The sequence below is a fragment of the Saccharothrix sp. NPDC042600 genome (assembly GCF_040647305.1).
Lineage (GTDB): Bacteria > Actinomycetota > Actinomycetes > Mycobacteriales > Pseudonocardiaceae > Actinosynnema > Actinosynnema mutabilis.
On the sequence record NZ_JBEZBW010000029.1, the window covers coordinates 67,224 to 79,468 of the forward strand.

General features: G+C 72.9%; 8 protein-coding genes. 4 read left to right on the forward strand and 4 right to left on the reverse strand.

From position 1 onward, the window contains the following. The first annotated feature begins 21 nt into the window (after window positions 1-21). Entirely contained in the window at window positions 22-1,737 is a 1,716-nt protein-coding gene (locus tag AB0A74_RS19725) for an NAD+ synthase (RefSeq protein ID WP_358251279.1), read from the forward strand. A 35-nt stretch (window positions 1,738-1,772) separates the two neighbouring features. Here the strand turns inward: AB0A74_RS19725 and AB0A74_RS19730 are convergent, their stop codons facing one another. Continuing rightward, window positions 1,773-2,372, reverse strand: a complete 600-nt coding sequence (locus AB0A74_RS19730) for a DUF308 domain-containing protein (protein ID WP_358251281.1) — start codon at window positions 2,370-2,372, stop codon at window positions 1,773-1,775. Window positions 2,373-2,585: 213 nt separating this feature from the next. On the opposite strand from AB0A74_RS19730, the gene AB0A74_RS19735 reads away from it, so the two are divergent. Then, a complete protein-coding gene (locus AB0A74_RS19735) occupies window positions 2,586-3,776 on the forward strand; it encodes an MFS transporter (protein ID WP_358251283.1) in 1,191 nt (396 codons plus the stop codon). Here the strand turns inward: AB0A74_RS19735 and AB0A74_RS19740 are convergent. Genes AB0A74_RS19740 through AB0A74_RS19750 form a run of 3 tightly spaced genes read right to left on the reverse strand, consistent with a single transcriptional unit; the run spans window position 3,773 to window position 6,502 of the window. Further along, a complete protein-coding gene (locus AB0A74_RS19740) occupies window positions 3,773-4,360 on the reverse strand; it encodes a TetR family transcriptional regulator (RefSeq protein ID WP_358251284.1) in 588 nt (195 codons plus the stop codon). The genes AB0A74_RS19735 and AB0A74_RS19740 overlap by 4 nt on opposite strands. After that, window positions 4,332-5,864 (reverse strand): MFS transporter, encoded by a 1,533-nt coding sequence (locus AB0A74_RS19745; RefSeq protein ID WP_358251286.1) that lies wholly within the window; start codon window positions 5,862-5,864, stop codon window positions 4,332-4,334. Before AB0A74_RS19745 ends, AB0A74_RS19740 begins: the two co-directional genes overlap by 29 nt. Continuing rightward, window positions 5,861-6,502, reverse strand: a complete 642-nt coding sequence (locus tag AB0A74_RS19750; RefSeq protein ID WP_358251288.1) for an LppX_LprAFG lipoprotein — start codon at window positions 6,500-6,502, stop codon at window positions 5,861-5,863. Before AB0A74_RS19750 ends, AB0A74_RS19745 begins: the two co-directional genes overlap by 4 nt. Before the next feature lie 45 nt (window positions 6,503-6,547). On the opposite strand from AB0A74_RS19750, the gene AB0A74_RS19755 reads away from it, so the two are divergent. Further along, on the forward strand, window positions 6,548-7,891 hold the full coding sequence (locus AB0A74_RS19755) for a glutamine synthetase family protein (RefSeq protein WP_358251290.1): 1,344 nt from the start codon (window positions 6,548-6,550) through the stop codon (window positions 7,889-7,891). Window positions 7,892-7,950: 59 nt separating this feature from the next. Next, entirely contained in the window at window positions 7,951-11,832 is a 3,882-nt protein-coding gene (locus tag AB0A74_RS19760; RefSeq protein ID WP_358251291.1) for an FkbM family methyltransferase, read from the forward strand. Window positions 11,833-12,245: the final 413 nt, after the last annotated feature.

Sequence of the window (12,245 nt, forward strand, 5' to 3'; positions counted from 1 at the left end):
CGCGTGAGCGAGAATGCCGTCATGCCTCAGCTCCGACTCGCCCTCGCCCAGGTCAACGCCTGTGTCGGCGACCTGGCGGGCAACGCCGAACTCGTCGTCGAGTGGTCCCGCAAGGCCGTCGAGGCGGGCGCCCACCTCGCCGTGTTCCCCGAGATGGTCCTGACCGGGTACCCGGTGGAGGACCTGGCGCTGCGCGAGTCCTTCGCCGCCGCGTCCCGGCGCGCCCTGGAGGAGCTGGCGCGGCGGCTGGACGACGCCGGCGCGGGCGGCCTCCCGGTGTGGGTGGGCTACCTGGACCGCGACGAGCGGGGCATGCGCAACGCCGCCGCCGTGCTGCACGGCGGCGAGGTCGTCGCCCGGCAGTACAAGCACCACCTGCCCAACTACGGCGTGTTCGACGAGCGCCGCTACTTCACGCCCGGCGACACGCTCGACGTGGTCCGCCTGCACGGCCTGGAGATCGGCATGGTGATCTGCGAGGACCTGTGGCAGGACGGCGGTCCCGTGGCGGCGCTCGGCGCGGCCGGCGTGGACCTGGTCGTCTCGCCCAACGCGTCCCCGTACGAGCGGAACAAGGACGACCGGCGGCTGCCCCTGGTGGCGCGCCGCGCGGCCGAGGCGAAGGCCCCGCTGGCCTACGTCAACACCGTGGGCGGCCAGGACGAGCTGGTGTTCGACGGCGACACGATCGTGGTCGGCGCGGACGGCGAGCTGCTGACCCGCGCGCCCCAGTTCGTGGAGCACCTGGTGGTGCTGGACCTGGACCTGCCCGGCGGCGCGTCCCGGCGGGCCGGGTCGTTCGAGGGCTTCGAGGTGCGCCGGCTGGTGCTGTCGGAGGACCCGCTGCCCGGCTACGAGCCGCTGCCCGCGCCGCAGGCCGCCGAACCGCTGTCCGACGAGGCGGAGGTGTGGCACGCGCTGGTCACCGGCTTGCGCGACTACGTGCACAAGAACGGGTTCCGGTCGGTCGTGCTGGGCCTGTCCGGCGGGATCGACTCGGCGGTCGTGGCGGCGCTGGCCGTGGACGCGCTGGGTCCGGACGCGGTGCACTGCGTGTCGATGCCGTCGGTGTACTCGTCGGAGCACTCGAAGTCCGACGCCTACGAGCTGGCGCAGCGGACCGGGTTGAACTACTCGGTGCAGCCGATCGCGGACATGGTGAAGGTGTTCGTGGACCAGCTCGGCCTGACCGGGTTGGCGGAGGAGAACGTGCAGGCGCGCTGCCGCGGCATGGCGCTGATGGGCCTGTCCAACCAGCACGGGCACCTGGTGCTCGCGACCGGCAACAAGAGCGAGCTGGCGGTGGGGTACTCGACCATCTACGGCGACGCGGTAGGCGGGTTCGCGCCGATCAAGGACGTGCTGAAGACGCTGGTGTGGGACCTGGCGCGGTGGCGCAACGCGCAGGCGGAGAAGCTCGGCGAGCTGCCGCCGATCCCGGAGAACTCGATCAGCAAGCCGCCGTCGGCGGAGCTGCGGCCGGGCCAGGTGGACACCGACTCGCTGCCGGACTACGAGCTGCTGGACTCGCTGCTGGACGACTACGTCGAGGGCGACAAGGGCTACCACGACCTGATCGAGATGGGCTTCGACCACGACCTGGTGGACCGGGTGCTGCGCATGGTCGACCGGGCGGAGTACAAGCGCCGCCAGTACCCGCCCGGCACCAAGATCACGCTGAAGGCCTTCGGCCGCGACCGCCGGCTGCCGATCACCAACGCCTGGCGCGAGGGCTGACGCCACGGGCCGGCCCCGACCCGGGCCGGCCCGGCTCACGCGGTGGCGGTGGTGCCCGTCGTCGCGGTGCCTCCGCGGGGTGCCGCCGCCCGCGCGGACCGCCCCTCGGTGACCGCTCCCGCGATGCTCACCACCCCGAGCACCACCAGCGCGATCCCGAGCAGCCACGCCAACGCCACGGCGCTCGACAGCGGCGCGACCAGCACCACGATCCCGGCCACCAGGGTCACCACCCCGGAGAACACGGCCCACCCGCTCGCGCCGAACCCGTGGAAGACCTCGGCGACCCCGCCGATGACCCAGGTCGCGCCCAGGATGAGCGCCAGCACCGCGACCGTCTGGAACGGCGCCCGCAGCGCCAGGATGCCGCCCAACAACGCCAGCAACCCCGCCACGCCCATCAACACCCGGTACCCGCCGCCGCGCGTGTGCGCGGTGAACGAGCTGACCAACCAGAACACCCCGGTCACCAGCAGCTGCACCCCGAACAGCACCGCCGCCGCGACCAGCGTGATCCCGGGCCACACCAGCACCGCCACGCCGATGGCCACCGTGACCACCCCGAACGTGATCCGCAACGCCTTCGCGCGCCCCAACAGCGCCAGGGTCCCGTCGTCCGCCCCGAAGTGCGCCATCCCCACCACTCCTTAGAACGTGCCCGTCCGACCTCCCGAGCCTGTTCCCGCCGGCCACGTCGCGCAGCGGAGGGGACGCGACCTCACCCACCCGAGTGGCGCAAACCCCACCGGGGCGCTCCGTTCACCCGTCCGTGAGCCCGGCCACACTCCATCTCCACCGTTGGAGTTGACCACTACGGTCGAGTTCCAACGACTCGGTTGGAGATACCCATGTTCGACACCCCGACCCACCGGGCGAGCCCGCGCACCCCGGTCGCCGCCCGCCCGGCCCTGGTCGTCGGCGTGCTGATCGCGGCGGCCGTGCTGGCGATCTCGCAGCTCTACCTCACCGTCCCCCTCCTGCCCGACCTCGCCGAGCGGCACCGGGTCCCGATGACGACCGCCGCCTGGGTGGGCGGCGGCTTCGGGTTCGCGTTCGCGCTGGGCAACCTGTTCTTCGGCACCGCCTCCGACCGCTACGACCGCCGCCTGGTCATGGCCACCGGCCTCACCGTCGGGGCGCTGACCTGCGTCGTCGCCGGCGCGGCGGACTCGTTCGGCCTGCTGCTCGCGGCCCGGGTGGCGGAGGGGTTCGTGGCCGCCGCGATCCCGGCGGTGTCGCTGGCCTACACGGCCGAGGCCCTGCCGCCCGCCCGGCGGGCCGCCGGGGTGACGGCGGTGTCCAGTTCGTTCCTGCTGGCGGGTCTGGTCGGGCAGGCGTACGCGCTGGGCGTGGACCGCGCCGCCGGGCCGCGCTGGGTGTTCTGGCTGCTCGTGCCGTTGCTGCTGGTCACGGCCTTCGCCCTGACCCGGCTGCCCGCCGTGCCCCGCCGCACCGGCGCGCCGTGGCGCGCGTTCGGCCGGCTCCTGCGCACGCCCGCGCTGCTGGCCGCCTACCCGGGCGCGTTGACGCTGCTCTTGACCTTCGTCGGCATGTACAGCGCGCTGAGCGTGACGGTCGGCGACCGCTACGGCATCCACGACGCCGGAACGCTCCTGCTGCTGCGCCTGCCCGGCCTGCCGGGCATCGTCCTGGGCGCGTTCGCCGGCCCGCTCATCACCCGCCACGGCCCGCGCCGGGTCGCCGTGACCGCGCTGCTCGTCGCCGCGACCGGATTGGGCGTCGAGGCGGTCGCCGGCGGGGTGGCCGGGGTGCTGGTGGGCAGCGCGGTGTTCGTCGCGGGGCTCGCGGTCGCGATCCCGGCGCTGGTGGTCGCGGTCGGCCAGGCGTCGGGGGAGGCGCGCGGGGCGGGCCTCGCCGGGTACGCGTTCCTGGTCGGGCTCGGCGGCGGGATCAGCCCGGTGCTGGTGGCGGCGTTGCTGCCGGCCGGGTTCGGCGTGGTGTGCTGGGTGCTCGCCGCGACCCTGGTCGCCGCGGCCGGCGTGCTGACCCTGGTCCGACCCGGCGCTCCGCCGAGCTAACGCCCGACGCCTCGCGGCGCGGCCATCCGCCGGGCGGCCTCCACCACGGCCGCCCGGCGGGCCGCGTGGTCCTCCGCGCCGGTCACCATGCGGGCCACCTGCGGCACCGCCACCCACCACGACGCCAACGCCATGTTCAGGAACAACAGCTCCGTCGCGTCGACCCGGTCGTCCACCACGCCCGCGCCCTGGGCCTCGCGCAACGCCGACGCCTTGCGCTCGTAGTGCGCCCGCCGCCCCTCCTCGTCGGGCACCGGGCCCGAGCCGTAGGCCAGCGCCTCCCACTGCAGCAACCGCACCAGGTGCGGGTTGGCCAGGTGGTAGTCGTAGCAGCGCCCGGCGTGCTCACCCGGGTCGTCCACCGCCGTCAACGGCACTGCCGCCGCGATCTTGGCCAACTCGTCGGACAGCACGGTCTGGAACAACCGCTCCTTGTCCCCGAAGTAGTTGTAGAGCCGTTCCTTGTTGATCCCGGCGCGCGCCGCGATGCGTTCCATGCGCGTCCCCGCCAAGCCGTGCGCGGCGAACTCGACGACCGCGGCCTCCAGCAGCCGCCTACGCGTCTCCTCCGTGTTCCACGCCACGCCCGGATGATATCCAACCCGACCGTTGCCGCCCCGGCAGCAGCAGCGACCCCAGCGCCCCCGCCACGCAGATCCCGGCCGTGATCAGGAAGATCTCGTGGTACTCGGTCAGCAGGGCGTCCACCAGCGCGCGCTGGTAGGCCTCCGCCCGCCGGCGGAACTCCTCGGGCTCCACCCCGAACGGCAGCGGCGTGTCCAACCCGGCCGTCAGCTCCCGGAACCGGTGCAGCCCCCACGCCGACAGCGCGGCCACCCCGACCAGCATCCCGGTCATCCGCGCCACCACGACCGCCGCCGACGCGACCCCGTGCCGCACCGCCGGCACCACCCGCAGCACCGCCGACGACACCGGCGCGATCACCAGCCCCAACCCGAACCCGGCCACCGCCAGGTCCCGGTCCACCACCGACGACGCCACGTCCGCCGGCCAGCGCGCGAGCAGCACGTACGCGAAGGCCGCCACCAGCAACCCGGCGAACGACACCCACCGGTCACCGACCCGCGACGCCAGCCACCCGCCGAGCAACGCCCCCACCGGCAACGCGACCAGGAACCGCGCCAGCATCGCGACCGCCGCCGCCGAGTCCTTCCGCAGCACCGTCTGCGCGAACAGCTCGACGTCCACCAACGTCACCATCAACGCCGCACCGGCCGCCAACGACACCCCCAGCGACGCCAGGAACGGCCGCACCGACACCCCGGCGAAGTCCAGCAGCCGCACCGACGACCGCCGCTCCCACCACACGAACCCGAGGAAGACCAGGAGAGCCCCGCCCAGCACCGGCCACCCCCACGGCGGCAGCACGGCGTGCTCCGGATCGGGGTTGTAGAGCCCCACCACCAGTAACGACAGCGACAACGCCAGCAACGCCCCGCCGACGAAGTCGATCCGCACCGCCGACCGACCCCCACCGGGCACCGCCCGCTGCACGACCACCGCCGCCGCCAGCGCCAACGGCAGGTTCACCCAGAACACCCACCGCCAGCTCTGCGGCTCCACCGACTCGAAGGACGACCAGGCGTTGAACAGCGACGTCACGCCCACCCCGTACAGGGTGCCCAGCACGCTGCCCAGCTCCTGCGCCGCCCCGACGACCCCGAGCGCCCCGGCCCGCCGCCGCTCGTCCCACAGGTCACCGACCAGCGCCATGGTCACCGGCAGCAGCGCGCCACCGGCCAACCCCTGCACCACCCGGCCCGCCACCAGCAGCGGCAGGTCCGCGGCCAGCGCCGTCACCGCCGACCCGAGGGCGAACCCGGCCAGGCACACGTGCAGCACCAGCCGCCGCCCGAACCGGTCCGACAGCTGCCCCAGCAGCGGCATGCCGGCCACGTACCCGAGCAGGTACCCGGTCACCACCGGCGTCGCCCGCTCCAGCTTGTTCACCGGGATGCCCAGGTCGCGCACCATGTCCACGAGCACGCCGACCACCACGTACGCGTCCAGCGCGCCGAGCAGGACCGCGACGGCGCCCGCGCCGATCGCCAGGCGGCGGGAGCTCACTTCGGCGGTTCGACGGTGAAGGACTTGTTGAAGTCGGCCAGCCCGACGGTCACCTTCGCCCCGCTGGGCAGCGCGAACACCGCGTTGGTCACCTTGTCCTCGCGCACCGAGAACGTCGCCTTCACGTCCGCGCCGATGCCCGGCACCAGCCCGCCGACCACGTCCTTGGGCACGGTCGCCTCGACCACGGTAGTCCCGCCGTCGCTGCTCACGGTCTTGGCGTCCTTGGCGCTGGACAGCACCTTCGCCACGCCCTTGTCCGGGTTCAGGATCGCCGTCGGGTCGTACACCTGACCGGCCAGCGCCGCCGGCAGCCTGGTGAACCCGCCCGTCGGCCCCTTGAAGTACAGGTCCGACTTGACCAGCACGTACTCGACCTCGATGAGCTGCCCGAACTGGTCGACCTTCGCGCGGCCCTTCGAGTCGCCGGCCGCGTTCAGGTCGCCCTCGGCCTCCTTCACGGTGACGTTCGGCAGCTCGCCGTCCACCTTGATCGTGAAGTGCGTGCTGGTCACCGACCGCATCGCGGCGGCGGACTTCCCGAGCACCTCCGGGCCCGCCGGCAGGTCTCCGGCGGAGGACGTGCAGCCGGCCAGCGACAATGCGAGCGCGCCTACCAGGACGCGGCGACGGAACATACCCGGAATGGTAGATCCACCCGCCTCGCACCTAGGCTTCGTCACATGAACCGCCAGCAGGAGTTCGTCCTCCGCACCCTTGAGGAACGGGACATCCGGTTCGTCCGGCTCTGGTTCACCGACGTCCTCGGCTTCCTCAAGTCGGTCGCGGTGGCCCCCGCCGAGCTCGAAGGCGCCTTCAGCGAGGGCATCGGCTTCGACGGCTCGGCCATCGAGGGCTTCGCGCGGGTCTACGAGTCGGACATGGTCGCCAAGCCCGACCCGTCCACCTTCCAGGTGCTGCCCTGGAAGACCTCGGACAACAGCCACTACTCGGCCCGCATGTTCTGCGACATCGCGATGCCCGACGGCTCGCCGTCGTGGGCCGACCCGCGGCACGTCCTGCGCCGCGCCCTGGCCAAGGCCAGCGAGGCGGGCTTCACCTGCTACGTCCACCCGGAGATGGAGTTCTTCCTCCTGAAGAACCTCCCCGACGACGGCAGCGAGCCGGCCCCGGCGGACAACGGCGGCTTCTTCGACCAGACCAGCCACGAGACCGCGACCCACTTCCGCCGCCACGCCATCGAGGCGCTGGAGGCGATGGGCATCTCGGTCGAGTTCAGCCACCACGAGGGCGCGCCCGGCCAGCAGGAGATCGACCTGCGCTACGCCGACGCCCTCACCATGGCCGACAACGTCATGACCTTCCGGTACGTGGTGAAGGAGGTCGCGATCACGCAGGGCGTGCGCGCGAGCTTCATGCCCAAGCCGTTCTCCGACCAGCCCGGGTCGGGCATGCACACCCACGTGAGCCTGTTCGAGGGCGACCAGAACGCGTTCTACGACGCCGAGGACCCCTACCAGCTCTCCGACACCGGCAAGGCGTTCGTCGCCGGCCTGCTCAAGCACGCCCGCGAGATCTCCGGCGTCACCAACCAGTGGGTCAACTCCTACAAGCGGCTCATCGTCGGCGGCGAGGCCCCGACCGCCGTGTGCTGGGGCCACGCCAACCGGTCCGCCCTGGTCCGCGTCCCGATGTACTCGCCGGGCAAGTCGTCCTCGCGCCGCGTGGAGATCCGGTCGCTGGACTCGGCGTGCAACCCGTACCTGGCCTACGCGGTGATCCTCGCCGCGGGCCTGAAGGGCGTCGAGAAGGGCTACGAGCTCCCGCCGCCCGCCGAGGACGACGTGTGGTCGCTGACCGACCGCGAACGCCGCGCCGCCGGCTACGACAACCTCCCGCAGAACCTGGGCGAGGCGCTGACCGAGATGGAGAACTCCGAGCTGCTCGCCGAGGCGCTGGGCGAACACGTGTACGACTACTTCCTGCGCAACAAGCGCAACGAATGGGACCAATACCGGCGCAGCGTGACGCCGTACGAGCTGCGAACCCTGCTGCCGGTCCTGTGAGGGAACAACCCGTGCGGGTGGTCCACACCGGGCACTCGGAGAAGCTAGGTTTGCAGACCGTGACCGAGGTGCCCGCGAGTTCGGAAGCCCTTCCCGAGTTGATCGCGTGCACGGTGGCCACGGCCGCCGAGCTGCCCGCGGTCAAGGTGCTGTCGAACTCCTTCCTGGCCAACCACCCGCGGGCGAGGTTCCTCGCGCTGGTGGTCGACGCCCTGCCGGAGAACTCCGGGCCGGGCCTGATCACGCCCGCGGACCTGGGCGTGACCCCGGAGGACCTGGCGGAGCTGGCCACCGGCTGCACCGCCGACCAGCTGTGCGGGCTCCTGCGCCCGAGGCTCCTGGAGCAACTGCTGGGCCAAGGCCTGCCGGTGCTCTACCTGTCCCCGTGGACGCAGGTCCTGGCGCCGCTGACCGACCGGGTCCTCGCCGCGGTCCGCCAAGGCCCCCTGGTCCTCCTCCCGCGCGCCCTGCGCCCCCTCCCGGACGACGGCCTGCGCCCGACCCCCACCGAACTGCTGGAGACGGGCGTCTTCGACCCGGGCTTCCTGGTCGTCGCGCCGGGCGCGGAACCCTTCCTCCGCTCCCTGGAGGAACAGCTGCGCCGCACCCCGGACGCCACGAAGGCCGTCCTCGACATGGCCCCGGCCCTGGTCAGCCTGCACGTCCTGCGCGACGCCACCATCGGCCTGTCCGCGTGGAACGCCGGCCAACGAGACCTGCACCGCCGGTCCGACGGAACCCTCACCGTCCTGGGCGAACCCCTGAGCACCGTCCACTTCGAGGGCTTCGACCCCCGCCGCCCGTGGCTGCTGTCGGCCACCTTCGCGGACCGCCCCCGAGTGCTCCTCTCGGAACACCGGGAACTGGCCGAACTCTGCACGACGTACCGGGCGGAACTGGTCAAACGCGGCTGGACCCCGGCCCACGTCCCGTACGGCTTCGGCCGCCTGCCGGACGGCACCCCCATCCCGGACCCGCTGCGCACGACCTACCGAGAAGCCGCCCGAACCACCCCGGGCTCACCCTTCGACCCGGCCCACCACGTCCGAGACACCCCGGCGGCCCCCGCCACCCCCGCCGCCGCGCCCGAATTGTCGGCCCCGGATGAGACAATGGAAGCGGGGGCCGGCGGCCACGCCGAAACCACAAAACCGCAGGTCAACGGCACCCCCACGCCACTCCCGACCGAACCCGCCACCGCCGAAGCCAACGCACCCGCGCCCGCCGACAGCACGACCGCGCCCGCGCCCACGAAGCCCGCCGCCGGCCCCGCGCCCGCCAAGCCCGTCCCCCCCCCCCGCCAACCGCACCCGGCCCCCGCCTTCGGCCCCGACGGCGGCGCGGCCTTCCTGGCCTGGGCCTGCGAACCCGCCGACGGCATCCCCGGCAGCACCCGCTGGTCCGCGGCCCTCTGGCGCGCCGACCAAGCGCTGCGCGACCAGTTCCCCGACCCGTTCGGCACCGACGCCGCCACCTTCCGCGACTGGTGCGCCGGCCCCGGCGTCGCCTCCGGCCGCCTCCCCGTGCCCGCCGTCCCGACCGCCCGCGCCGACGCCCCCGCCCTGCTCGACCAGCTCGGCGTCTCCGTCGTCGGCACCGGCCCGATCGCCGACCTCCTGCACGCCGCCGCCCGCGCGTCCGGCCTGCCCATGTCCACCGGCCTCGGCTACCCGGTCGTCGTCCGCGTCGACGACACCCCCGTCCCCGCCGGCCGGCACGTCGTGGACTACCGCCTCGACAGCGGCCCCTCGCCCGACGCCCACGAGCTGTGGGTGCCGTCCGAGACCACCCGCGCCGCCGTCGAACGGCCCGGCGGACCGACCGTGCGCGTCCTGCCGCTGCCCGTCCTCGACCAACCGCCCCACGACGAGCACGACGGCATCGTCTTCGGCGCGCTCGCCGACCACGCCATCGACCGCGAGGGCAACGTCCTCGGCGCGGTCTCCGCGTTCCTCGGCGCGTTCCCCGACCGCAACGACGTCACGCTGCGCATCGAGGTCACCCACGCCGCCGACCACCCCGAAGCCGCCGAACGCCTCCGCCTCGCCACCGCCGCCGACCCGCGCATCGAACTCGTCGCCGACCTCGGCCCGGTGGACTGCCTGATCTCCCTGCACCGCGGCAGCGGCGACCGCATCACCCACGCCCTCGCGCGGCACGCCGCCCGCGCCGTCCCGCTGCTGGTCGCCGACCACGGCGCGGTCACCGAGCTGTTCGACAAGCAGTCCGTGGTGCTCGTGCCGTGCCGCCAGGGCGTCGAACCCGACGGCCAGGCCGCCGCGAAACTCCTGCGCGCCCTCGCCGACGACCTGCCCGCCGCCCGCGCCATCGGCGAGAAGGGCCGCGCCCGCCTGGCCACCCGCGGCGTCGCCCGCGTCGGCGACCTCATGCGCGAACGCGTCGAGCACGCCTACCGCACCTGGCGGTCCCGGCGCGCCGCCGCCCGCACCAGCCCGGCCGTCGACCCGATGAAGGCGTTGCACTCCGCGAAGCACGCGCTGCTGCGCCAACCCGACGTCGGCACGGCCAGCCGCACACCGATGGCGCCGCAACTGCGCAAGATGGTCCTGCGCGTCCTCGACCACTACGACAACCACATGCGCGACGTCCTCAACTCTCTCGTGGACGGCGTCGAGCGCACGGTGTCCGAGCTGGTCCGCCGCCAGGACGAGCTGACCACCGGCGTCGGCCTCGGCGAACTGGAGGTGCTGCGCGCCGAGATCGAGGAGCACGTCGAGCGCCAGGGCCAGCTCGCCGACCAGCTCCTGGGCCTGGACGACGGCGTGGTGCGGGTGCGCGCCGACATGGCCGGCCAGGGCAGGCGGGTCCGCGACATCGAGGACGCCGTCGTCGCCGAGGCCGCCAAGCGCGCCAAGCAGGGCGACGCGCTCGCCCAGCGCATCGACAAGCTCGCCGTCGCGCTCGAACGCACCCTCGACCGCATCGACACGCTGGAGTCGAAGGTCGTGGAGGTCATCCGCGACCGCGACCACCGGCTCGACGCCGGCCTGCGCGCCGCCAACCAGGCCCAGCAGACGGCCGACGCGCTGCGCCGGGTCGTCGTGCGGGAACACGAACGGCACAGCGAGGCGGTGCCGGACGTGCGCAGCTCCCTCGTGTTGACCGAGGTCGGCCTGTTGCGCCTGCCGTCCGACGACGCCTTCATGCTCCCGATGCTGTCCAGCAACGGCGTGTGGGAGAGCGAGCTGTCCGAGCTGATCGACTCCGTCGTGGAGCCGGACGGGATCTTCCTCGACGTCGGCGCGTACGTCGGTTACCAGACCGTGCGGATGCTCAGCCGGTTCGGGACCGGTGGCGCGGTGGTCGCCGTCGAACCGTGCCCGTCCGCGCTGGAACTGTTGCGGCACAACGTGAACGTCAACCTGCCCGAGCGCGTCGCCGACCGGCTGGTCGTCGTGGACGCGGCGGCGTGGGAGAGCGTCGGCGAACTGGCGACGCAGCCCGCGCTGACCGGCGGGGTGTCCGTCGCCCCGCTGGCGCCCGACGCCCCGGAGGACACGCCCCGCGTGCGGTCGGCCCGGCTCGACAAGGAGCTGGAGGCCGTGCCCGCGTTGCAGGGCATGAAGCTGTCCGTCGTCCGGGTGGACGCGCCGGGCCGCGGGCACCGCGCGCTGGCCGGGCTCGTGCGCCTGCTGCGCCGGGACCGCCCGCACGTGTTCCTGGAGTTCTCGGCGTCGGCCACGGAGAGCCTCGGCGACGACCCGGTGACGGTGCTCAAGGAGTTCCGCATCTGGGGCTACGACCTGGTGCCGGTCGCGACCCGCGAGGCCGCGTCGCCGGAGCAGATCGTGGCCGCGATGGAGGGGCTGCGGACCATCACGCTGTGGTTGCGCCCGCGTCCGGTGCAGGCGAAGCCGGCCGCCCCGCAGGTGGCCGTGCCCGTCCGCGAGGCGTCGGTGGACCCCGCGACAGCCCGCTGACCAGGGGATTTGACTTCGTGCGTGGTCATGAGTAACTTTTACCGAGTCGCCAGCAAGACCCCGGAACGAGCGGGTTGACACCGCGAATCGGGCCGGGTAGAGTATTGCGGCGTCACTCCCGGAAGCGAACAAGTGGTCTAGAAGGCCGCCTCGGTTCCACGGAGAAAACAAGCAAACTGAATGCGCAGCGAGTTTGGCGCGGCTGAGAGAGACCGGAAACGGCCGATTTGACACCGCGAAAACGAACGAGCTAAGCTTCAAACACAAGCGAGAAACAAGCCCCGGAATGAACCGCGGTAAGACGCGGAACACGATGGTGAGCGCGTGTTCTTTGAGAACTCAACAGCGTGCCGAATAGCCAGTAAATTTATGAACCTCGTCAAGAGGTTTCCTTTGAGATTGACTGGACAACT

Excerpts from the sequence above, each read along its gene's own strand:
- AB0A74_RS19725 (WP_358251279.1), top strand. The coding sequence starts at position 22 with ATGCCTCAGCTCCGACTCGCCCTCGCCCAGGTCAACGCCTGTGTCGGC.
- AB0A74_RS19730 (WP_358251281.1), bottom strand. The coding sequence starts at position 2,372 with ATGGCGCACTTCGGGGCGGACGACGGGACCCTGGCGCTGTTGGGGCGC.
- AB0A74_RS19735 (WP_358251283.1), top strand. The coding sequence starts at position 2,586 with ATGTTCGACACCCCGACCCACCGGGCGAGCCCGCGCACCCCGGTCGCC.
- AB0A74_RS19755 (WP_358251290.1), top strand. The coding sequence starts at position 6,548 with ATGAACCGCCAGCAGGAGTTCGTCCTCCGCACCCTTGAGGAACGGGAC.
- AB0A74_RS19750 (WP_358251288.1), bottom strand. The coding sequence starts at position 6,502 with ATGTTCCGTCGCCGCGTCCTGGTAGGCGCGCTCGCATTGTCGCTGGCC.